Here is a 22,369-nt window from a genome sequence, read left to right as displayed (position 1 = left end):
GGGGAAAGTAACTGCTATGGGTCGTGTAGGCGTCTTATTACTCAATCTCGGTGGCCCCGACAAGCTAGAGGATGTGGGGCCGTTTTTGTACAACCTATTTTCCGATCCGGAAATTATTCGCCTACCATTTCGCTGGTTGCAAAAGCCCCTAGCCTGGTTTATTGCCACACGGCGAACCAGAACATCTCAAGCAAATTATAAGCAAATCGGTGGTGGTTCTCCACTGCGGCGGATTACGGAAGCGCAAGGGGAAGCTTTAAAAGAACAGTTGGGTTATTTGGGACAAGAAGCCAATATTTACGTAGGAATGCGTTATTGGCATCCCTATACAGAAGAAGCGATCGCACAGATTGCCCAAGATAATGTAGAACACCTAGTAATATTACCACTATATCCCCAGTTTTCTATCAGTACCAGTGGTTCCAGCTTCCGGCTTTTAGAAAAGATTTGGCAAGAAAATCCAAAACTTCAACCCATTGATTACACCGTCATTCCTTCTTGGTACAAAGAACCAGGCTATCTGCAAGCAATGGCGCAACTCATAGCCCAAGAACTTGAGCAGTTTCCTAACCCGGATGAGGTTCATATATTCTTCAGCGCTCACGGCGTTCCGAAAAGCTACGTTGAAGAAGCAGGCGACCCTTACCAGCAGGAAATTGAAGAATGTAGTGCCCTGATTATACAGACCCTCAATCGACCCAATGCTCACACCTTAGCTTACCAAAGTCGTGTCGGCCCAGTAGAATGGCTCCAACCATATACTGAAGATGCCCTCAAAGAACTAGGCGCACAAGGCGTAAAAGATTTAGTTGTAGTGCCAATCAGTTTTGTCTCAGAGCATATCGAGACACTACAAGAAATTGATATTGAGTATCGAGAAGTAGCTGAAGAAGCAGGAATTCATAACTTCCGCCGCGTACCGGCTCCCAATACTCATCCAGTATTTATTAATGCACTAGCCCAATTAGTAATTGATGCGCTAAGAAACCCCAGTTTCAAGCTTTCGCAAGCTGCCCAAATGAAAAAAATGGTAAAGATGTACCCCCAAGAGCGTTGGGAATGGGGACTGACGACTAGCGCTGAAGTCTGGAATGGTCGGATTGCAATGCTAGGTTTTATTGCCTTAATCATCGAGCTAATTACCGGTCACGGCTTCTTGCATATGATTGGGATTTTGCAGTAAATGAAATTAGTTAGGAGTTAGGAGTTGAGAGTTGGGAGTTTTAAATTTTTCTCGCTAACTTTTCACTCTTAACTTCTATCTTCATTCCTAACTTCTCACTTTTAACTCCTAACTTTTCTGTCGATACCAGTCATACCACTGCTTTGCACTACGAACTGCGAACCAAAGCAGTATTAAAGCAATTAATCCTCCTTGCCAGGGAGCATCAAAGGCAAATAGTACCAGGGCAATGCACAAGGTATCTTGAAGAAAGACTGCCCACAATGGTAAGCCACGTAACCGATAGAACCAACCAACCTGGACTAGCTGGAGTACCAAAGCTAACAAACCTCCAATGATGGCAATCAACCAGTTTGGCGTTGCTGTTGCGGTAGCTACTCCTAACCCCATAATTGCGCCGACAATGGGAGACATGAATAACTGAACCAGTTGTAAAAATCTTTGCCCCCAGAGCTTTTTTGAGGCGAATAATTCAATTAATGACCAACTGGTGAGGCAACCTAATAATAGTGGTGGAGAAATGTGAGATAAAATTGGAACTTGTGACCATAAGTCACTACCTTGCAATAGTCCAATAATCAGCAGAGGTATGCCTATTCTCATTCCTGCTGCCGCAGAGGCAGAAAGTGTGGCTAGGATTTCAATCATCAAAGCACTCTTAATACTAATAAATAAGTAAGTATTTGTTGTATATACTACCCAGTGTAAACAATAATTCCAGCATTAGAGGGGCACTCTTCAGCAATGCAATACTAAATGTTGCTGATATCTTTATATATCTTGTTTGATAATATCTGCGTATTTTTGGGGTAAGGAACTGACAAATCAAAAAATATCCAATTTACAGCAGTTTTCATGTATTTGAACCACATCTGTTGTAAGGGCACAGCATTGCTCATTGGTGTCAACTTAAGCTAAAACCCTCTTCAAATCTAGTTTTCAGCCTCCGGCTGGAAATGCAACTCAAAAGTGGCTCTGCCGCCAGAAAATAGAGGCGGAGCCTCAAAGACAAGCATTCCCAGTCTCCGACTGGGAACGAGGCAAATAAATCATAAAATAAAGCCCAGTATTGCTTTTATTTGTGGCACGTTTGATTACAATTTGCTGTAACTCCTGTGGAGTGGGCAACACGAGAGCCAAGTCCATAGGGCGGGCAAGATGCCCACCCCACAATATTGGATAATTTATTTCTTGGAGTTCCCTAAAAGGTTAGTAGTAAGCGCTTAAGCGCTTACTACAGGTAAATTAATGCTAAATTCCTAATCGTTGGTAAACTTCTTCTAAATGCCGCAGATGTTGCTGGGGGTCAAAACAAACCTCTAATTCTTCTGGAGACAACTTTTGGGTAACACGCGGGTCTTTGCTAATCAAGTCCTGAAAATTGCCTGCTGGTTTGTTCCAAGCGGCGTGAGCGCTTTCTTGGACGATCGCATAAGCATCTTCTCGGTTGCTTCCCTTGTCTATCAAAGCTAGTAGTACTTTTTGGCTGAACACAACGCCGCCGTAACAGTTGAGATTCCGTTTCATGTTCTCAGGATAGACCAACAGGTTTTTCACTAAATCGGTTATTTCTGACAGCATGAAGTGAGTCAAAGTGCAAGCATCTGGCAAAATTACCCGTTCTACAGAACTATGGGAAATATCCCGCTCATGCCAGAGGGCAACGTTTTCTAAAGCTGCACCTGCATGACTTCTGACGAGTCGTGCCATTCCAGTTAATCGTTCCGAACGAATGGGGTTGCGCTTGTGTGGCATTGCTGAAGAGCCTTTTTGACCTTTGGCGAAAAATTCTTCAACTTCTAGAACGTCTGTTTTTTGGAGATTGCGAATTTCTACAGCAAAGCGTTCAATGGTGGCTGCTACCAAGGCTAATTGTTGCACGTAGTCGGCGTGGCGATCGCGGGAAATAACTTGTGTTGAGGCTGTATCGGGTTTGAGTCCGAGTTTTTGGCAAGCGATCGCTTCTACACGGGGTTCAATATTGGCATAAGTTCCCACCGCACCAGAAATCTTACCCACAGCGATGGTTTGCCGGAGTATTATTAAGCGTTCTTGATGTCGCAGCACCTCTGCTAACCAACCAGCTAGCTTAAAACCAAAAGTAATTGGTTCAGCGTGAATACCATGCGATCGGCCAGCCATCACTGTATGTCGATGTTCCCGTGCTTTTTGGCGAATTACCTGAATCAAATCTTCTAGACGTTGCAACAATATATCTAGGCTGGCAACTAATTGCAGTGCTAAAGCCGTATCCAAAACATCCGAACTAGTTAAACCCAGGTGAATATAGCGTCCAGCATCGCCTACATATTCATTGACATTTGTCAAGAAAGCAATGACATCATGGCGGACTACAGCCTCAATTTCTAGCACCCGCTTCGGGTCAAAATCTGCTTTGGCTTTAATTTCTTCAACAGCTTCAGATGGAATATAACCAAGTTCAGCTTGAGCCTCACAAACAGCAATTTCGACTTGCAGCCAAGTTTTTAGTTTATAGGCTTCATTCCACAGATTAGCCATTTCGGGCAAAGTATAACGCTCAATCACAGTTCGGCACAGAATACAACCGTCATATTTTACAGTTTAATTAATGTAGATCGCTTTTTAACGCTACTTTTTGCTCAGGGATAGAACTAGTTTTTGAATCCGACATGATGATACTAATCCTGCCATCAGCCTCTATATACGCGAACTTCACATCAGCTAAAAATTCTACACCTTGCTGACGTAGCTTGCTCATCAACTCATCATCTGTAATTAACTCTCGTTGCAGATGACGTTCAATCATCCGACCATTTTTTACCAGTAGCAGCGGTGGCGGATTCAAGAAACGTTGGAACTGGGGAAGTTTGTAGCCTAACCAGTTCAGCAAGTAACTCCAAAAAATCACTGTTCCGACTAGAATCGCACCTTCAGTAATCGATGTGTAATTACTTGCCATTGCATTTTGAGCAGCTTCCGCAAATAACACAACTACGAGTAAATCAGTAATTCCTAGCGTTCCTAATTGTCGGCTAGGAAGTAGGCGTAGCACTGAGAACAGCGCTAAGTAGACCAGTGAACCACGGATAACCAACTCAAAGACACTGATGCTAGGAACAAAAATTGCGTGCCAATTGATGAAAAACCATTTTTCCATATAATTCTGGAAAAAATCCAGGATAAATTTATTTGTGTTTTCTTATAAAGCTGACTTTTATTAGAAGTGATATCATCTCTGGTTAATGATTTAATTAAACCCCAATAACTCCACACAACTAATGGAGAAGAGATTCAAATATTAACCTGACTTGATATTAGATGCTTCAATATCTACCAGATTTACAAATATAACTTTCAGGCAATCAGAGATTAAAATCGCTGATTTTTTCTTCTCTGTTTTAAGCGCTTAGGCTTTTTAAAATTCTGAAATAAGGGGTTAATAAAATTGGAAGATGTCTTTCTATTAGTGGATACTTGCCTGGTTGGAGTGTCATCATATTTCGTGTTATCAGACAGAGGTATGGCATGTTTAGTTGGAGTTATGCCGCTACCGTATCTTCTGGCATAAACTTGGGTAAACTCTGCACCAAAGAAAAGAATCTGTGCGGCATAGTTAACCCAAGCTAAAATAACGACCAATGAACCAGCAGCACCATAAGCTGAACCAAAACTACCATTCCCCAAATATTGTCCTAATAAAAATCTCCCGATAGAAAACAAAAATGAGGTGAGAATAGCTCCAACTAAAACGTCACTCCAAGCAATTTTGACATCTGGGAGAACTTTAAAAATTAGTCCAAATAAGAACGTAGTGATGGCAAAAGAGAGAATGAAATTGAGAATCTGCCAAACAAAATCGACACCTGGTAGCAAGTTACTAAAGTATGTTACTAATGCTGCTAACGCCGTACTAATTACCAGAGAAACTAAAAGTAAAAAGCCAATCCCAATCACCATTGCAAAGGACAAAAAACGTAGGCGAATCATGTTAGTTACGCCGCGTCCAGGTTTGGGTTTCACTTCCCAAATCGTGTTCATGGCATCTTGCAATTCAGTAAATAAACCAGTAGCACCTAAGAGCAAAACTAGAACGCTAATAATAGATGCGATCGCTCCTGTCTGTGGTTTGTTAGCATTCTGAATCGCTGTTTCGAGAAACTTTGCGCCATCTGGGCCGACTAAACCTTGAATTTGTCCGACGATTTGACCCCTGGCCGCTTCCTCTCCATACACTGCACCTGCGATCGCAATTACAATAATTAGCAACGGTGCAATCGAAAAAATCGTGTAATAAGCTAACGCCGCCGCTAACCTTGAGGCTTTATCCTCACTCCATTCTTTGAATGTCTCTTGTAATAATTTCCAAATTGCTCGCAAATTCATCAAATCAGTCTCCTTCTAAGGGATGTTGCTTAGTCCCTGATATATTGGATACTGATCTCCTCAATAGCCACATCCTCCCAAGGGTGTTTTTGCAGCGTCCTTGGGGAGGATTTTAGGGACTTCCAAATAAAAAATATCCATCCAATTAACTCTTGTGGGGTGGGCGTCTCGCCCGCCCTATGGACTGGGCGCTCATGTTGCCCACCCCACAAAATAAGATAATTTATTTCTTGGAGTTACCTTAGAACTTTATCGCCAATTGGCGATAATTAAAGATGCGATCGTGTTGATCTAAAAGCAATGACACAAACGACAGCAATTACAGAAGCGATTACCACTCTTGAGGATGCAGAAAATCGATTTGGTTTTATCCGTGTTGAAAACGAGCAATTTTTCCCAGAGTGGTATGAGGGATTGTCTGAAATTACAGAAGCGGAAAAAGCCTCTGTAGATGTCGTGCGCCGTAGGTATCTTTATCACCGTGCGGGAGGTGATTTACTAGAAGGGACAGTCATATTGTTGTTAGTGTCACCAATACTTGCACTTTCTGGATTTTACGATCCTCCTTTCAGAATTAAGGCTGAATCATCCGTGGAACTAGTGCTAGATGATGGCGAGGAGATATTACGCGGAAGGATTGATGTTTTAATGTTACAAGATCAGTTGTGGGTGATGGTGTTAGAGTCAAAAAAAACTACACTCTCAGTTTGGTCAGCTTTACCGCAAGCCCTAGCTTATATGATGGCTAACCCTAACCCTAGTAAACCTGTGTTTGGGATGCTGACGAATGGAGACGATATTTTATTTGTGAAAGTGACGCAAACAAATACGCTACAGTACGATTTGTCAAGGGTTTTTGCGCCGTTTGCATCCGCGAAAGAACTGTATGCCGTTTTGCAAATTCTCAAGCGTATTGGTCAGTTAATTTCTTCTGCGTTCTAGAGGGTGTTTAAAAAGCCTTGGCGACTAGAAGTCGCGGCTACACAAACGAAGTCCACCTCCGTGGACTAATAAAAATTAAGAGTTTTTAACCCACGTTTGCGTAGCGTTCCACAAGGAAAGGTGGGTTTTGTTTGTGTCGATGCAGTTTCTAATCGACCTTTCATTGCATTCTATCGATTGTGCGATACTGAATTGCTTCCGCTACATGATTGGTTTTTAGCTCATCTTCTCCTGCTAAATCTGCAATAGTCCGTGCTACTTTGAGAATGCGATCGCTTGCTCTGGCTGATAAGCCTAATTTTCTAATTGCTGCTTCTAATAAATTGCGGCTAGGATCATCTAACTTGCACCATTTTTGGAGATGGCGACTTTGTAAATGGGCATTGCAACGCAGATTTACTTCTCCTTGGAAACGGGTAATGGCGCGATCGCTTGCTTGTTGAACCCGTTCGCGTACTGATGTTGATGTTTCTCCTGTTGGTTGTTGGGTAATTTCTTCTGGTTTCAAGCGATTCACTGCAACTTGTAAATCAATTCGATCCATCAACGGCCCAGAAAGTTTTGCCCAATATTGCTCGCGTTGGCGGGGAGAACAAGTACATTGTTGGATGGTATCGCCATAGTAACCGCAAGGACAGGGATTAGTACTTGCCACCAAAGTAAACTGCGCGGGAAACATTACCGATAATTTGGTGCGGGAAATTGTGACGTAGCCATCTTCTAGAGGTTGACGCAGAAATTCCAACACATCTCGTTTAAATTCTGTTAACTCATCCAAAAAAAGTACACCTCTGTGAGATAGTGAGATTTCTCCAGGACGAGGGAAGCTACCACCACCCACCAGAGAAGGCCCGGATGCAGAGTGATGGGGACTGCGAAAAGGGCGATCGCGTACTAATGAACCACGATTTTTCAATAAACCAGCTACCGAATGAATGCGAGTCACTTCCAAAGATTCGGCAAAACTCAACGGCGGTAAAATTCCTGGTAAGCGTCTTGCTAGCATAGTTTTACCACTACCAGGCGGCCCGACAAAAATTAGATTATGCCCACCAGCCGCAGCAATTTCTAAAGCACGACGCCCATGAGCTTGTCCTTTTACATCATGCAAATCTGTGCCAGGGTAGGATACTGTTGTTGTCTGTGTTGTACTATCTATCTGCACAGGTTTGTAACGCCCCGGATTATTTAAAAAATCCACCACCTCAGACAAATGCTTGCAGCCATAAACAGCCAAGCCTTCAACCACTACCGCTTCTTGGGCATTATCAGCAGGGAGAACTAAACCTGCGATTCCCATCTTTTGGGCTGCGGCGGCGATGGGTAAGACACCAGCCACCGGACGCAAACTGCCATCTAGAGAGACTTCACCCAAAAATAGATAATCCCCCAACAAATCAGCGCTAACTTGCTCAGAAGCCGCTAAAATTCCGACACTAATGGGTAAGTCGAAACAAGGGCCTTCTTTGCGTAAATCTGCCGGAGTTAAATTAATGACTATTTTTCGCATCGGAAAGGCAAAGCCGGTATTTTTCAAAGTTGCTTTGACTCTTTCTCTCGATTCTTGAATTGCTGAATCTGGTAGTCCCAAGACAACAATTCCCGGTAATCCGCCTGACACATCGACTTCTACGCCTACTTTGACGGCATCGATGCCCACAATTGATGCACTCCAGACTCTAGCAAGCATTTCTTATATACATTTCTTGGCGTTGCATAATAGAGAGATGAATTGAGGTCATCTACTGTGCAATGTCCATACTGCGGCTCTACAGAAATCAGAAAGAATGGGAAACGTAAAGGTAAACAAAATCACATTTGTACTCATTGCAATCGCCAATTTATTGATGTATACGATCAGCCAAAAGGATATTCAGAAGAACTAAAACAAGAATGCTTAAAAATGTACCTTAACGGTATGGGTTTTCGTGGTATTGAACGAGTTAAAGGCGTACACCATACTACGATCATCTATTGGGTCAAACAACTAGGAGAGAAGCTGCCAGATGTACCAAAAGAAGATATGATTCCAGAAGTTGCAGAACTGGATGAATTAGAGACATTCATCGGCTCAAAAAAAACAAAATTTGGTTGTGGACAGCAGTAAATCACTTTACTCAAGGTATTTTAGCTTGGGTTTTAGGAGACCATAGTTCTGAAACTTTTAAGCCACTTTGGGAAATTGTTGAACAGTGGAAAAGCTATTTTTATGTGACCGATGGCTGGAAGGTTTACCCAAGTTTTATCCCCGATGGAGACCAAATTGTGAGTAAAACATATATGACACGGGTGGAAAATGAAAATACTCGGTTACGTCATTATCTTGCACGCCTTCACCGCAAAACTTTATGCTATTCCAAATCAGAACAAATGCTGAGATACTCGATTAAATTATTACTTCATTATTTGAAGTATAAAATTGTACCAACATAAATTAATTCATCCCTTCATTCAGCAATGCCCATTTCTTATATAACAGTAAACCAATAGACATCTTTAGCAGATGAGTTAGTTGGTTGGCATTAGTGAAAGGACATAGATGATTTTGGGCAATTGATGAATTGCCCATCGCATTATCGCCAGTGCTGGGGTATTTTCAGATTTTCCGGTAGGATGGTTGTGCGATCGCCAATTGCTTCTTCAATCTGCTGTGATTCTACATTCTCCGAACCGCTCAAGTTTGCTCCACAGAGGTTAGCTTCTTGGAAGTTAGCTTCTTGGAGGTTAGCTGTACTCAGTAATGCACTGTCTAAATTAGCTCCAGCCAGTTTTGCCCTTTGCAAGTTACTGCCAATCAAGTTTGCATCTTGGAGATTGCTACCCTCAAGGTTGACTTCTTCTAAGTTAGCATCACAAAGAATTGCACCTTCCAAGTTAGCGTCACAAAGAACTGCACCTGCCAAATTGGCATCACAAAGAACTGCACCTTCCAAATTGGCATCATAAAGGATTGCTTGAGAAAGGTTCGCTTTTCTGAGGACTACGCCTTGGAGATTGGCTTCTGGGAGGATGGCTTTTTGCAGATTGGCTTCATAGAGGACTGAACCACAAAGATAGGTTACTGATAAGTCTGCTTCTGAGAGGTTGACTCGTGTAAAATTGACCCATTGCAAGTTAGCTCCGACAAGCATCGCCCTTGAGAGGTTAGCTTCTGTTAAATCTGCATTACTCAAGTCTGTATTGCGTAAATCGAGTTTCTGATTGATTGGATCTTTGGATGAATCGCGTCGTCCAATAACAGTTAAAGCTGTTTGAATATCTGTAGGAAGTTTGGATGATTGCCTTGACTCGTCCTCATATTCCTGATTCGCCGAGGCGTTCTCACGGATAAAAGCAGCGAGAATTTCCATGATTGTCCAATGGTCTTTTGGAGAATCTTTGGCAATTCGTTCTAAAGCATAAATTGCCGCAAATCGCGTTTCAATCTTTTCATTTCCCAATTGTTCAATTGCTTTAGAAAAGCGTTCGGGAACAATTTCTTGTGGAGTTATTTGACTATGATTGATACCATTTCCAATATTGTGATCCCAAGCTAGTGTTCCAGCCAAAAGTTGGGTTAACAGACTGTGATTCTCATCCAAAGAGAGTCTGGAGGTATAGTAAGCATTAATAATTAATGCCAATCCCCCAATAATGATGGCAATAGTTGTTAATGCTTGAGTAATGTATTCGATTTTTTCTTGAGTTGACAATTCTTGAATATTTTCAAAAAATGAGAAAATTAGAGTGAATGATAAAATAAATATAACTGAGATAAATGCCAACAAAGTCGTGTGTCCATTGGTCTTTATGAAAGACATGTCATAAGTCTTCATATCCGACTCCTTACGGAAATAAATTTAGGTTGATTCTAAGAGTATCCGTAAAGTTATGATAGAGTAAAAACACGGATAAAATTGACCAGTTCTTAAATCTACGACATAAAAATTATCTATATATAGTCATCCTGAATCATTCGCGATCGACAATATCCTCGACTTTCTAGAGAAGTCAGGGATCGCATTATTCACGAATGATTAGCAGTTGGGACACAACATTTTTCTCCATGAACTAGAGTATTTCAGGCAATTAGAAACACGATATTACTTGTGAGAAATAGTTTAAATTCTGTAACATTAACCGGGTTTATCTAATTACTCAGGTTGATCACAAACCCTAAGTAGATTGGACTAAGTTAGAAATCGCTGTGAGTAATTCTTATGCTGCCCACAGGTTTAACGATGTGCTATTGAAACCCTGTTCTTAGTGCGTATTGCTGATTTATTGCACCTGCGTCAGCAGTCAGAGCGATCGCCAGAATCTTTTTTCCCCGATTTGTGCCTCCAGAGTCTCTGGGCAATTGCGGAGTTTTTGAGTATAAAATTTGGTATTTACGCAATATAGGGCAATTTTCGTGATACCAAAAATTGTTCAACAATTTGGGCGATCGCTACCAAAGCTAAATTACAACTAGATGCCGATCGCACCTACACCGAAGTATTTAACTACGCAGTTAAAACTGTGGAGCAAGAAGCCGCAGAAGAAGATATTAGTCTAGAAAAGGTACTGTTAATTGAATCTCTTTTAGACAACGTTGATTTTAAAATGCTCAACACAGGAGCAATTTTAACAGCCGCCGCTGTTGGTGAAATGCAAAGTCAAATCAGCCAAATCCCAGTTAATTTGTTGTCAGGAAATTATAACTACAGCATAAATACACTCCAAGGTCGAATTATTCTCAGTGCTAAAGGCGATCAAGTCTATTCCAATACTGCGTAGGTTTTACATTTTTAACTCGGAATTGGGTTTTGGTTAAAGGTTTTTTCTTTCCCCTTTCCCCCGCCCCTTATCCCCAGAGGGGACCCCACCTTCCCCTTTTCCCCAAAACCCGACAAGTATTGAAGTCTATTCCCCTGACGATTACCTATTGATCGTAGATGTTGAAGGTAATGATACTTACTCTGGCGGTGCTGCGACTAAAAATATTGCTCATGGTGTCAGCGTCACCTTAGATTTAGCTGGCAAAGACCGCTACTCTAGCCCACCGGGGAAAATTCCCAGCTTTGGGGCTGGTATCTTTGGCTATGGATTGCTGTTAGATTTAAAAGGTGATGATATTTATGAGGCAGAATACGCCAGTCAAGGCATAGGTATTTTTGGTACTGGCATACTCTATGATGCACAAGGTCAAGACACTTATCAAGGCATTAGCAATCTCCAAGGCAGTGGTACTTTTGGTTCAGGACTGCTGATTGATAATCAAGGCAGCGATCGCTATACAGGTATCATTATGCAAAGTTTAGGCAATAGTTAACTAGAGTGAAGATTGAGTTGTGAGAAAAACTACGGTAAATTGATATTTATACCGGATTTTTTAATTAAGAATTAATCACAACATCATTTTTCAATCCTAAATATGTCAGAGATTGCTGATTTCTCGGCTTCTAAGCTTTTGTCGCTATATAGCGAGCGCCAGTTGTCACCAACAGAAGCAACCAAAGCTGCCCTAGAGCGGATTAATACTTACAATAGCCAAGTTAATGCATTTGCGATCGTTGATGAAAAAACCGCTCTTGCTGAAGCAGAGGCTTCCGAAGTGCGTTGGCTGAATGGAAATCCCCTTGGCTTGGTGGATGGTATACCCTTTACCGTTAAAGATTTACTCTTAACTAAGGGTTTGCCAACCCGACGAGGTAGTAAAGCGATTACTTCCAATCAACCTTGGCCAGAAGATGCCCCTGCGGTGGCTCGTTTGCGCGAACAAGGAGCAGTACTACTAGGAAAAACCACAACCTCAGAGTTTGGTTGGAAAGGTGTAACCGACAGCCCCCTGACTGGAATCACCCGCAATCCTTGGAATACAGATTTGACTCCTGGAGGTAGTAGTGGCGGGGCAGCTGTTGCTGCTGCATTGGGAATGGGAACACTCCATCTCGGTACAGATGGCGGCGGCTCGTCAAGATCACCAGCAGCCTTAACCGGAGTGTTTGGTTTGAAACCCACTTTTGGGCGTGTTGCTGGCTATCCATCAGCCCATACAGGAACTTTGTTTCATATTGGCGTTCTGGTTCGCACTGTCACCGATGCCGCAGTCACGATGAATGTTATTGCCCATCCTGATGTACGGGATTGGTATGCTTTATCAGATGACAAACAGGACTACACTATTGATTTAGATCGAGGTGTTGCGGGACTGCGGATTGCTTACAGCCCTAACTTTGGCTACGCTGATGTCGATCCAGAAGTAGCTGCCTTAGTTAAAACCGCCGTTGATATTTTTGCCAAACTTGGTGCTGTTGTTGAAGAAGTCGATCCTGGTTTTGCAAATCCCCGCAGTATTTTCCAAACGTTTTGGCAAGCTGGTGCAGCCAAGTTAGTGCGCGGCTTTAGTCCAGAACAACAAGCTGTCATTGAAGAAGGCTTGCTCTCAATTGCCAAAGAAGGCGATGCCTTCGGCGGGCTACGCCAACGCATCACACTAGCAGAATATCTTAGCGCCCAAGATGCTCGTGAAGCATTGGGACGACAAATGCAACGCTTTCATGAAAACTATGATTTACTGATTACTCCCACCTTACCTACAGTTGCTTTTCCGGTTGGACAAAACAGACCACAATCATCTATTGACAATCCGCAACGCGATTGGGCACCTTTTACCTATCCTTTTAATCTCACACAACAACCTGCTGCGTCTGTACCTTGTGGCTTCACTACAAATGGTTTACCTGTTGGGATACAAATTGTTGCTGCAAAATATAGAGATTTACTGGTATTGCAAGCAGCTAAAGCTTACGAAAGCATTTCTCCTTTCATCATGCCATTAGAATTGAATAGAAATGTTTTGAAGTAATTAAAAAAAGCAGTGCGCAAAATTTTTATATTAAATTCCTTACTACTGCTTTCTCAAATACCTAACCCAGAGGCAAAATTTTTAGATTTAAAAAATCAACTAGAAAAGAAAGGGTTTCAGGTAATCATTGCACTGCCACCAAAGCGAGGAGCTTATGGGTTACTAAGAGAAGCTGACAAAAAAATCTGGATTAATCCCGTAGTGTTTGAGCTACATATTGGGACTCAAACATTAATCCATGAAACTGTTCATGCAGCACAGGTATGTGCCGGAAAAGGAAAAATAAAAACTTTAGGTTTAAAAATTCAACCAATCAATTACGCGCGACCATTTTTTAGACGCTATACTGATGTCAAACGTCAAGATTTAGAAAGAGAAGCCTATGCAGTGCAAACTCAACCTAATAGTTTTGAATTAGCTGTATCTCTTCTTAAAGAACATTGTAAATAACTAGTTTTTATACCATTTATTTGTGAGGCTGCGCCCCTTTTAACTTCTTTCTTTGTGTCCTTTGCGTCCTTGGCGGTTCGTTAAAAAATTGGATTTTACAAAGCAGTTTTAGCCCTCACTGAACCATAAAGTGCCCTATGCAAACAACGCTTGCTTAAGCTGCTGACAAGCCTTTTCAATTGCATCTATACTACCTGGATTCACCAAACCAAAATAATCAAACACATAAACTCGGTTATTTTTAGTTGCTTGCAATTGCTGCCAAAAAGCTTTCTTTTTCAAAGAATCTAAAAGTGCTGCTTCCGAATTTCCTTGTGGAGGATTAACCAAAATTATCACCTCTGGATTTGCTTCTAAAACTTTCTCAGCCGAAAGCGTCACATAGCCGCCAACTGGGCTTTTTCCTTGTAAATCTGCGGCTAGATTTTTCGCCTGAAACTTCGCCAGCAAATCTCCTGCCCAACTGTTTTTATTTGGCGCTAAAATTGGTTGACGACTAACCAGCACTAGAGTAGAAGGACTCTGAGTTGGCTTATCTGGCAAAAAAGTTTTATAACGGTTTAACAAAGGCTGAGGATCGGCATTAATTAATCCAGCCAGTTTTTTAGTAAGTTCTTCTAGAGATTCCCAGCTATTCACCTTAGTGAGCAAAGTTGCAATTCCTAGCTGCTGAAGTTTTTGAATTGGAATGTTAGAAAAACCTTCAGCACCAATAACTAAATCTGGTTTGAGTGCTACCACTTTCTCTAAATTTGGCGGACTTTGACCTTCACTAACGCGGGGAATATCCTTGAATCTTGAGTCATTCTTAAATAATCTACTACCAGTAATTCCAACAATTTTTGTTGGTTCGAGTCGAAAGATAATATCAGCAGAAAGAGAAGAAAGAGCAACAACTCTTTTTGCCGAGCCTTTTGATAATTGTTGAGAGTTTGTGTTAGTCGCCTCAGCGCTATTTTCCACTTTGGTTTGTGGTTGCTGAGTATTTGCAGTGGTGCAAGCAACTAAAACTATACTCAACAAAATTGCTAAAGCAGATAAGAGCCAACGACGATGCATATTAAAATTCCAATCCCCAGTTAAACTTACTTCGTCTCCATCCAATTTTCACCGACACGCGCCTCTACCAGCAAAGGCACACTCAACTGCACTGCATTTTCCATCACCGATTTAATTTGTAGTTGTAATTCTTCCCACTCATCAGGTGGAATTTCAAACACTAATTCATCGTGAACTTGCAACAACAAGCGCGCCTGATAGTTCTTTAAAACCTCATGCAATCTGACCATTGCAATTTTGATAATATCAGCATTAGAACCTTGAATTGGTGCATTAGCCGCAGAGCGTAATAAACCTGCATCATAAGCACCCAAATTTTTCAACTTACTCAAATCGATATCTTCAGGATTACTGCCTTTTAATTGACGTAAACTGTTATTAGTAAAGTCAAAATAACGACGACGACCGAAAATAGTTTCTACATAACCAAGAGCGATCGCTTCTTTTTTCACTCGCTCCAAATATGCAAAAACTTTCGGATATCGTTCATTAAACCGCTTAATGAACTCGTTGGCAATAGTCTTATCTATCCCAGTTGAGCGTGAAAACCTGAGAGAACCCATTCCATAAATCACGCCAAAATTGATAGTTTTTGCCATCCCTCGTTCTTCTGAGGTGATATTTTCTTTTTCAAAGACTAACCGCGCCGTCACAGTATGAACATCTTCATTTTGCTGATATGCTTGCACTAATATCGGCTCTTGACTCAAATGAGCCAAAATCCGTAATTCAATTTGTGAGTAATCAGCAGCCACCATTAACCAACCAGCTTCAGGCAAAAATGCCTTGCGAATTTGGCGACTAAAAGCTGTACGAATGGGGATATTTTGCAAATTCGGATTAGAAGAAGATAACCTACCCGTCGATGTTGCTGCTTGATTAAAATCAGTATGCACTCGCTGAGTATCTGGACGCACCAATGCAGGTAAGGCATCAACATAAGTAGACTTTAATTTAGATAGGGTGCGATACTCAATGATCGCCTCAACAAACCCAGTGTTATCATCTTCTTGAAGTCTTTCGAGAGTTGCTGCGTCTGTAGAGAATCCTGTTTGAATTTTACGAGAATGTCTAGTACTTAACCCCAATTTTTCAAACAAGATTTGACTCAATTGCTTAGGAGAACCTAAGTTAAAATTTTCTCCAGCTATTTCAGTTGCTTCCTCTTTTAACCTGGCTAATTCTGTTTCTAAATGCTGCGAAAGTTCTTGTAAATAAGCTGAATTAATGCGAACACCTGTGTATTCCATTTCGGCTAAAACTGCTTCTAGTGGCTGTTCTACTTCCACTAACAACTTAGACAAAGACGGAATTTTCTCCAGATCCTCACGCAATTTTGCCACTAAACCAAAGGTAGAATAAGCATCCATCCCGCAGTAATCAGCAACAGCCGGAATATCTATATCAGCGATAGTTTTGCCTTTAGGAACTAAATCTAAGTAACTTTTAGCTATCAATCCCAAATATCGCTGCGACAAATCCATCAAATTATGACTTGAATCGGGATTGAGAATGTAACTTGCTAGCATGGGATCAAATATCACTCCCGCCAAATTAATTCCTTGACACCTGAGAACTAATCGGTCAAATTTGGCATTTTGTAAAGCTTTGGGATAATCAGCACTTTCAAGAATTGGACGTAATGCTTCTAGCACCAAATATTTATGCAAATTTTCTCCAGTTTTGTGCCCCACAGGAATATAGGCTACTTCATCTGGTTGTGTTCCCCAACAGCAGCCAATTCCTACTAACTCAGCATCTCTTGGTTCTAAAGCGGTAGTTTCAGTATCCCAAGCAACGGGTGTTTCTGGATTAGTGAATTTTTGCAAAAGTTGCACTAACTCAGTTAATTTTGTTTCGGTGTTAATAATGCGTGGTGTAATTGGGGAAGTAGATTGTTGTGGAACTGCTGCTGTATCACTAGCACTGAAAAACCACAAATCATTATCTTCATCAGCGCTGAATTCTGAGTTCGTAGAATTAGGATTACTTGCGTCTGTTTTGGCTTCTTGCTTTTCTTCAATTTTGCCACCAAAACGTTGCTGAAGGTCGTTTATCCTGCCTAAAAAAGACTTGAATTCTAATTTTTCTAAAATTGGTGATAAGACGCTTGTATCAAAACCTTTTAATTTACAATCTTCTAAATTAAATTCTATAGGAACATCTAAAACTATAGTTGCCAAATAGCGAGACTTCTCGGCATCTTCTTTACCTGCTGCCAGTTTTTTCTGAGTTGCGCCTTTAATTTCATCTAACGCAGCGTAAACATTCTCAAGTGAACCATAGGTATTTAGCAGTTGTACTGCTGTTTTTTCCCCAATTCCCTTGACACCAGGAATATTATCTGATTTATCACCACAAAGAGCTTTGAAATCAATAATTTGTGAAGGTAAAACGCCCATCTTCTCTTTTACTTGTTCTGCTTCAAATTCCGTGATGCTATTTGTAGAGCGCTTTAGAGCATCTGGACTAAAATTTAGAACAGTGATTTCTTTGTCAGAATCGATCAGTTGAAATAAATCGCGATCGCCAGTCAGAATCTTCACCCTATAACCAGCCGCAGTGACTCGCTGTGCTAAGGTTCCCAAAACATCATCAGCCTCAAAACCAGGGGCAGTGAAAAAGGGTAGATTGAAGCCATTCAGCAATTCATGGAGATTTTCTAAGTCAGGAATAAAGTCTTCTGGCGTTTCCGGGCGATCAGCTTTATAAGTCTCGTCGGCTTCGTGGCGAAAAGTTGCCTCAGCCAAATCAAAAGCGATCGCCATTGCTTGAGGCTGTTGTGTTGCCATTACCTCCAGCAGGCACTTCACAAAACCAAAACATATACTGGTGGGAATGCCTGCTTTAGTACGCAGTCCTCCATCTCGCCCTTTGGCGAAAGCAAAGTATGAACGATAGGCCAGCGAGTGTCCATCGACGAGGATGAACGTGGGGCGTGTTGTAGTTACAGAAGTGAAAGTTTCAGACATAGCCCTATTTTAGCCAGAAGCTTTGTCACATAGTTAGCAATTTAAAATGCTCGTTCAGCTTGGCTTTGGCGATAATAGCGTACTTTATTCAGTGTAAATTACTTTATAAATCACTTAATGTCTAATTTTGTACATGATAAACTCTAAGTATTTACAGTTTTAGTACGGAAGCCCAGTAGAACCAACTTTTACCAGGAATACTACCCTAATTAAGTACGTGAGTATCAACACAGCAACCAAATCCCCAACTTTTCAGCAGAAATCGGGGATCTATACTTCTGAGCGTTTTATGTTGAATTAGATAGACCTAGCTTACTTTTCAGGAACCACAAACACTAAATTAGTATTTCGACATAAGACTGCCACTATACAAAGCCTCTCTTCTTTAATAAAACTTTATATGTACCAATCATGAACTATACTTTCGGAAGGGACTTGAATATAAAAGCTTTACATAAAGTTACGTGTATTTATCAAGCCTACAAGTAAAGTTTCAGAGTTAGAAAGTAAGTTAGTAATCCCGTAATGATTCGTTTTAGAAAAAATCTTTCATCATGAAAACAAAATTATTGAACACTCTGTCAGCTGCGACAACGTTGGCAGGAATAGTTGCAACATCTAGCGCAGCTAATGCAGCTTCTCTCTCGTACACTAGTTCCCTTGACTATAAGTTGACAAATATCGTTGATGCACCTTTGAGCATCCAACAATTTAACTCGTCTTTAGGCACTCTCAAGGGTGTAACGATAGGATTTACTGGCGATATACTTGGAAATGCAGGTTTTGAAAACACAGGTAATACTTCAAGTCCGGTGACAGTAAATCTTGCCAGTCAACTCGCTTTAAAACTAAATAATCAGTCTCTATTTGCGCTCAATCCGCAAAATAGCTTCAGTTACGAAGTTGATCAATCTGACGACATCATTGATTTTGGTGGTACATCTGGAAAGACTGTTTCTGGACTAACTGCCACACAATCTGGTACTCAGTCTTTCACTAATACCCAATTCTTGCAGTCTTTCATTGGTAATAGCAACATAGACTTTTTGTTCTCAGCTAGAGCTAATTCAGTAGTTTCAGGTTCGGGCAACATAGCATCTTATGTCAAAACATTTGCCAAAGCAAATATCAAAGTAACTTATGACTACGATGATGTTAAATCGATACCTGAACCCTCCACCACCCTTGGAGTTGGTTTAATTGCTGGGCTTTGTCTGTTGTCACAACGCAAAAAAAGCTGGATCAAAGGGTAAAATTCATAGACTTTCTTGAATAAGCGGTTTTTTCCATTCTATAAATTAAAAACCCCGATCTTTTCGATAATTGGGGTTTTTTGTTATGATTATTATCCAGAATTTTGAGCAATTTTGAACAATATTTAAAAAATACTATAGCAATCTAAAATATTGTGATTCGGCATCTTTATGTTATAAAAATTAGGTTGAGCAGAGAACCCAATTTTTGTTATTACTTCCCACTGGTCGTTAGACCCTGTTAACCTCTAACTGGAACTTAAAATCTAGGAAATTATGCAGAAAGCATTTGCCACTCATTTGGCATCTACCGATCATCAGGCTGCTGCAAAAGACATTAAACTACTAGTTTTGGATATAGATGGCACGATCGCAGGGCACTCTAACACCATCAGTGCAGGTGTAAAGCAAGCTATTGTGGCAGCGCAAGCACGAGGAATTCAAGTGGCGATCGCCACCGGTCGAATGTATCGTTCAGCCTTGCGTTTTCACCAAGACATCGGCTCTACCCTACCATTAATGGCCTATCAAGGAGCCTGGATTCAAGACCCGATCACCCAAAAAATTCATCGCCACTGGGTTGTTTCTAGAGAAATAGCCTACCAGCTAATCGACTATTTTGAACAACCTGAGTTGCGATCGCTCCTATCTGTCCACTTTTATATCAACGATCAGCTATATGTCCGTGAATTAACGAAAGAAACCCAAATTTATGCAGAACGTTCTGGTGTTATCCCAATTCCCGTAGGTGATTTACGCCAAGCCTTAACGAATGAACCGACAAAAATTCTTGCTTTATCCGATGACACTGACGTAATCGACAAGCTATTAGGAAATTTACGCCGCCAGTACACACCCGCCGAACTTTATTTAACAACATCTGTAGCTACCTTTTTTGAAGCAACTAACGCTTCTGTAAACAAAGGAACTGCTGTACGTTACCTAGCCGAAGAGTTGTTGGGATTACAGCTAGCCAATGTGATGGCCATTGGCGATAACTTCAATGATGTGGAAATGCTGGAATATGTTGGACTTGGTGTCGCTATGGGTAACGCACCAGCAGCAGTGCAAGCGATCGCACAGTGGGTAGCTCCTAGCGTAGAAGAAGATGGGGCAGCAGTAGCAATTGAAAAGTTTTTGCTGTAGTGAAGGTACTTTTTCTAACCTAATCTATATAAATCAGAAAGGACACCGACGACTGGCCGTGTTTCGTCTCGGTGCCCTAGCTGGTTCGCTCCTCACACTCCTGCTAATGTAGCCGAGGTGGTGCATTGAGTCAATAGCTATATTAAAGTTTTTATTTTCACCTAAGCGACATTACCCATTTATAACTCCAAAGGCGCAAAAACACCCAGGTTTTCCTCTAGGACAAATCTTAATACTGACTGAGTAGCCATGAGCAATCCAAGTCTGGCTTGGGCTAGTTCTGGTGACGTAATTTTCACCTCACCCCAAATTCGGCAATTAGACCAAAACTTTTCAAAAGCTTGGCTCAAATTCAGCGCTACTTTTTCCCATTTCACAGAACCGCCAACATCAGGGCACTCTATGTTGTCTACTACTTGTATTAATTCGTCAATTAGACGATGCTCATCTGGGTGATTTAGCCGTAGTGTTCCGTCACAATTAAGCCAAGGTATGGGGTTAGGAGAGATAACATCCCAAAAAGCTAGGCTAGTACTTGGAACTGGTTCTCTAAGTTTAATCAATCCCTCTCGATGAGCCAGAAGCACTAGCGAACAGCAGCGTGCATGGGCATATTGAACAGCGAATTGGGCATTGGGCATTGGCTTTAGTAGTCCCCCTTGTCCCATTGTCCCCTTGTCCCCAGTTCCCAGTACCCCCAAACTCCCAACTACGAGACTTTGTAACCAAGTCGCTAAAGTTGAGTGAGTTAATTCAAAATATATCCAACCAGGGGGAACTACTTGGATACTAAAAACGTCCTCACAAATCCTTGATAAATCAGAAGCGATCGCATTAGCAAGCTCCATCGCTTTTCGATTCTGAGATTTTGATAGTCGCAAAGACACACTTGAAGTGTATAAAACTCTATTTTCATCTCTACCTTTATGTAGAGGAATTTTTTCACTTCTTATGCAGTTATTTTCTGCTTTGTAAGTATCAATGCTTATTGATTTCATTAAATAACTATACAATAGCTGCTTGATTGACGTATATTTGCTAACTGGTAATCTATGACGCACGTAATATTACTTAAATAGCTATGTAAGATATATTTGTTACATTTCTGTCATCTGTCTTGCGGTATAAATTTAATTTAGATGAAGAAAAATGAGAAGAGGATAAAATTTAATGAATAATCGATGAATAGTAAGTAAACTTTACTACCATCATTGTACAGTAGGAAGTATAACAAAAGAGTAGAGAGTAATTTGCTTTCTATTCTTTGGATTGGCTGGCGCTGTTAGGCGTTAAGCCTGCCTCGTCAACACAAAGACACTCCTTGCACCCTTTTATTTACGTCTTTGTCTTCAGCCGAACGCTCTTTGTTACCTATGCAATCTCCATCCTCCTTTTCTGAGGCATCACGGCCTTTTCTGACTTGGCAACGCATTCTTGACTGGGCTCAAGAACACTACCGCTGCCGCACCTTTAGCAAAGATGAGCGCATTCCAGCCCGGCCTGGATTGCTGTATTTGGTGCAAAGGGGTGCGATCCGGATGGTAGGAACCGCCCAAGTTAGTGCGACTGCTAGTCAGCTAACATCCCGACGAATCAACAGAACTCCAGAAGAAGCGTTCTTGGGTTTTGTGGGAGCGGGACAGCCATTTGAAATTGTTGCTCAATCACCATTCACACTCCAGGCTTACGCCCATGTTGACCAAACTGCGGTGCTGTGGATGTACTGGCACGATTTAGACAATTGGCCTCACTTCCGTCGCGAAGTTATGGATGCCTTTAGGTATCAGCACCAGCGTAAGCTGCTGTGGTTGAGTGCCTTGGGACAACGCCGCACAATTGACCGACTCTTAGGATTTCTCACATTGTTAATTGAGGAATATGGAGAACCAGCAATGAGCGACACTGATCCTGATGTGATTCGCGGTTATTGTCTGCCCTTCCCCCTCACCCATGCCCAAATTGGTAGTGCGATTGGTTCCACTCGTGTTACTGTCACCCGCTTAATGGGTAAGCTGCGTCAACGTGGCTTAATCCTGACTCAAGGCGATAACCTCATTTGCTTGCCAGCAGAGTCGATTAATAGAGCTGGTTAAAGCACAGTTCAGAGCGGCGATTTCCGCCACTCTGTCTTGAGCGCGATGGGCTAGGCCCCGCCGGAAGCGATCGCAAG

The 22,369-nt window shown here is 41.5% G+C and carries 20 protein-coding genes; 10 read left to right on the top strand and 10 right to left on the bottom strand.

What is annotated here, in order from left to right:
* Positions 1–16: 16 nt before the first annotated feature.
* On the top strand, positions 17–1,183 hold the full coding sequence (hemH, locus tag FD723_RS01075) for a ferrochelatase (RefSeq protein ID WP_179063709.1): 1,167 nt from the start codon (positions 17–19) through the stop codon (positions 1,181–1,183).
* A 108-nt stretch (positions 1,184–1,291) separates the two neighbouring features.
* Here hemH and FD723_RS01070 read toward each other — a convergent pair whose 3' ends face one another.
* The 4 genes from FD723_RS01070 to FD723_RS01055 all read right to left on the bottom strand — a co-directional run bounded on the left by FD723_RS01070 (position 1,292) and on the right by FD723_RS01055 (position 5,548).
* On the bottom strand, positions 1,292–1,831 hold the full coding sequence (locus FD723_RS01070) for a DUF4126 domain-containing protein (RefSeq protein ID WP_179063708.1): 540 nt from the start codon (positions 1,829–1,831) through the stop codon (positions 1,292–1,294).
* A 603-nt stretch (positions 1,832–2,434) separates the two neighbouring features.
* Positions 2,435–3,730, bottom strand: coding sequence for an adenylosuccinate lyase (gene purB / locus FD723_RS01065; RefSeq protein ID WP_179063707.1), 1,296 nt, complete (start codon positions 3,728–3,730; stop codon positions 2,435–2,437).
* 40 nt (positions 3,731–3,770) lie between these two features.
* Positions 3,771–4,322, bottom strand: coding sequence for a DUF421 domain-containing protein (locus tag FD723_RS01060; protein ID WP_179063706.1), 552 nt, complete (start codon positions 4,320–4,322; stop codon positions 3,771–3,773).
* A gap of 212 nt (positions 4,323–4,534) precedes the next feature.
* Complete coding sequence (locus tag FD723_RS01055) at positions 4,535–5,548, bottom strand: YihY/virulence factor BrkB family protein (RefSeq protein ID WP_179063705.1); 1,014 nt, start codon at positions 5,546–5,548, stop codon at positions 4,535–4,537.
* A gap of 300 nt (positions 5,549–5,848) precedes the next feature.
* On the opposite strand from FD723_RS01055, the gene FD723_RS01050 reads away from it, so the two are divergent.
* Complete coding sequence (locus FD723_RS01050) at positions 5,849–6,490, top strand: type I restriction endonuclease (protein WP_179063704.1); 642 nt, start codon at positions 5,849–5,851, stop codon at positions 6,488–6,490.
* A gap of 160 nt (positions 6,491–6,650) precedes the next feature.
* On the opposite strand, the gene FD723_RS01045 is transcribed toward FD723_RS01050, so the two are convergent.
* The gene (locus tag FD723_RS01045; protein ID WP_179063703.1) at positions 6,651–8,180 is read right to left on the bottom strand and encodes a YifB family Mg chelatase-like AAA ATPase; all 1,530 of its coding nucleotides are present in this window, start codon (positions 8,178–8,180) and stop codon (positions 6,651–6,653) included.
* A gap of 57 nt (positions 8,181–8,237) precedes the next feature.
* Between FD723_RS01045 and FD723_RS01040 the strand changes: the two genes are divergently transcribed.
* A protein-coding gene (locus FD723_RS01040) for an IS1 family transposase (protein WP_179063702.1) occupies positions 8,238–8,923 on the top strand; the annotation gives its coding sequence in 2 pieces (ribosomal slippage) (positions 8,238–8,577 and positions 8,577–8,923; 687 coding nt in all).
* Position 8,924: 1 nt separating this feature from the next.
* Here the strand turns inward: FD723_RS01040 and FD723_RS42315 are convergent.
* On the bottom strand, positions 8,925–9,059 hold the full coding sequence (locus FD723_RS42315) for a hypothetical protein (protein ID WP_256875006.1): 135 nt from the start codon (positions 9,057–9,059) through the stop codon (positions 8,925–8,927).
* A gap of 4 nt (positions 9,060–9,063) precedes the next feature.
* Complete coding sequence (locus FD723_RS01035) at positions 9,064–10,290, bottom strand: pentapeptide repeat-containing protein (protein WP_179063701.1); 1,227 nt, start codon at positions 10,288–10,290, stop codon at positions 9,064–9,066.
* Between the two features lie 700 nt (positions 10,291–10,990).
* Between FD723_RS01035 and FD723_RS01030 the strand changes: the two genes are divergently transcribed.
* From FD723_RS01030 to FD723_RS01015, 4 genes are all read left to right on the top strand, one after another.
* Complete coding sequence (locus FD723_RS01030) at positions 10,991–11,248, top strand: hypothetical protein (RefSeq protein ID WP_179063700.1); 258 nt, start codon at positions 10,991–10,993, stop codon at positions 11,246–11,248.
* 148 nt (positions 11,249–11,396) lie between these two features.
* Positions 11,397–11,783 carry a hypothetical protein gene (locus tag FD723_RS01025; RefSeq protein WP_179063699.1) on the top strand — a complete coding sequence of 129 codons (387 nt, stop codon included), beginning with the start codon at positions 11,397–11,399 and terminating at the stop codon, positions 11,781–11,783.
* A 102-nt stretch (positions 11,784–11,885) separates the two neighbouring features.
* On the top strand, positions 11,886–13,319 hold the full coding sequence (locus FD723_RS01020; RefSeq protein ID WP_179063698.1) for an amidase: 1,434 nt from the start codon (positions 11,886–11,888) through the stop codon (positions 13,317–13,319).
* 12 nt (positions 13,320–13,331) lie between these two features.
* Positions 13,332–13,769: a hypothetical protein gene (locus FD723_RS01015; RefSeq protein ID WP_179063697.1), complete on the top strand. Its 438-nt coding sequence runs from the start codon at positions 13,332–13,334 to the stop codon at positions 13,767–13,769.
* A 135-nt stretch (positions 13,770–13,904) separates the two neighbouring features.
* On the opposite strand, the gene FD723_RS01010 is transcribed toward FD723_RS01015, so the two are convergent.
* Together FD723_RS01010 and polA are read right to left on the bottom strand one after the other, a co-directional pair.
* A complete protein-coding gene (locus tag FD723_RS01010; RefSeq protein ID WP_179063696.1) occupies positions 13,905–14,828 on the bottom strand; it encodes an ABC transporter substrate-binding protein in 924 nt (307 codons plus the stop codon).
* 26 nt (positions 14,829–14,854) lie between these two features.
* Positions 14,855–17,800: a DNA polymerase I gene (polA, locus tag FD723_RS01005; protein ID WP_179063695.1), complete on the bottom strand. Its 2,946-nt coding sequence runs from the start codon at positions 17,798–17,800 to the stop codon at positions 14,855–14,857.
* 554 nt (positions 17,801–18,354) lie between these two features.
* Between polA and FD723_RS01000 the strand changes: the two genes are divergently transcribed.
* Positions 18,355–19,053: a choice-of-anchor E domain-containing protein gene (locus FD723_RS01000; RefSeq protein WP_179063694.1), complete on the top strand. Its 699-nt coding sequence runs from the start codon at positions 18,355–18,357 to the stop codon at positions 19,051–19,053.
* A gap of 276 nt (positions 19,054–19,329) precedes the next feature.
* On the top strand, positions 19,330–20,199 hold the full coding sequence (locus tag FD723_RS00995; protein ID WP_179063693.1) for a Cof-type HAD-IIB family hydrolase: 870 nt from the start codon (positions 19,330–19,332) through the stop codon (positions 20,197–20,199).
* A gap of 179 nt (positions 20,200–20,378) precedes the next feature.
* Here the strand turns inward: FD723_RS00995 and FD723_RS00990 are convergent, their stop codons facing one another.
* Positions 20,379–21,197 carry a DALR anticodon-binding domain-containing protein gene (locus FD723_RS00990; protein ID WP_179063692.1) on the bottom strand — a complete coding sequence of 273 codons (819 nt, stop codon included), beginning with the start codon at positions 21,195–21,197 and terminating at the stop codon, positions 20,379–20,381.
* 375 nt (positions 21,198–21,572) lie between these two features.
* Between FD723_RS00990 and FD723_RS00985 the strand changes: the two genes are divergently transcribed.
* Complete coding sequence (locus FD723_RS00985) at positions 21,573–22,292, top strand: Crp/Fnr family transcriptional regulator (RefSeq protein ID WP_012412419.1); 720 nt, start codon at positions 21,573–21,575, stop codon at positions 22,290–22,292.
* Positions 22,293–22,369 lie beyond the last annotated feature (77 nt).

Source organism: Nostoc sp. C052 (assembly GCF_013393905.1).
Classification (GTDB): Bacteria; Cyanobacteriota; Cyanobacteriia; order Cyanobacteriales; family Nostocaceae; genus Nostoc.
This window is presented reverse-complemented; position numbering and strand designations above follow the sequence as displayed.

Bases quoted from the DNA above. Each gene is read 5' to 3' on its own strand.
- hemH (WP_179063709.1), top strand. From the start codon at position 17: ATGGGTCGTGTAGGCGTCTTATTACTCAATCTCGGTGGCCCCGACAAG.
- FD723_RS01070 (WP_179063708.1), bottom strand. From the start codon at position 1,831: ATGATTGAAATCCTAGCCACACTTTCTGCCTCTGCGGCAGCAGGAATG.
- FD723_RS01060 (WP_179063706.1), bottom strand. From the start codon at position 4,322: ATGGAAAAATGGTTTTTCATCAATTGGCACGCAATTTTTGTTCCTAGC.
- FD723_RS01055 (WP_179063705.1), bottom strand. From the start codon at position 5,548: ATGAATTTGCGAGCAATTTGGAAATTATTACAAGAGACATTCAAAGAA.
- FD723_RS01050 (WP_179063704.1), top strand. From the start codon at position 5,849: ATGACACAAACGACAGCAATTACAGAAGCGATTACCACTCTTGAGGAT.
- FD723_RS01045 (WP_179063703.1), bottom strand. From the start codon at position 8,180: ATGCTTGCTAGAGTCTGGAGTGCATCAATTGTGGGCATCGATGCCGTC.
- FD723_RS42315 (WP_256875006.1), bottom strand. From the start codon at position 9,059: ATGGGCAATTCATCAATTGCCCAAAATCATCTATGTCCTTTCACTAAT.
- FD723_RS01035 (WP_179063701.1), bottom strand. From the start codon at position 10,290: ATGTCTTTCATAAAGACCAATGGACACACGACTTTGTTGGCATTTATC.
- FD723_RS01020 (WP_179063698.1), top strand. From the start codon at position 11,886: ATGTCAGAGATTGCTGATTTCTCGGCTTCTAAGCTTTTGTCGCTATAT.
- FD723_RS01010 (WP_179063696.1), bottom strand. From the start codon at position 14,828: ATGCATCGTCGTTGGCTCTTATCTGCTTTAGCAATTTTGTTGAGTATA.
- polA (WP_179063695.1), bottom strand. From the start codon at position 17,800: ATGTCTGAAACTTTCACTTCTGTAACTACAACACGCCCCACGTTCATC.
- FD723_RS01000 (WP_179063694.1), top strand. From the start codon at position 18,355: ATGAAAACAAAATTATTGAACACTCTGTCAGCTGCGACAACGTTGGCA.
- FD723_RS00995 (WP_179063693.1), top strand. From the start codon at position 19,330: ATGCAGAAAGCATTTGCCACTCATTTGGCATCTACCGATCATCAGGCT.
- FD723_RS00990 (WP_179063692.1), bottom strand. From the start codon at position 21,197: ATGAAATCAATAAGCATTGATACTTACAAAGCAGAAAATAACTGCATA.
- FD723_RS00985 (WP_012412419.1), top strand. From the start codon at position 21,573: ATGCAATCTCCATCCTCCTTTTCTGAGGCATCACGGCCTTTTCTGACT.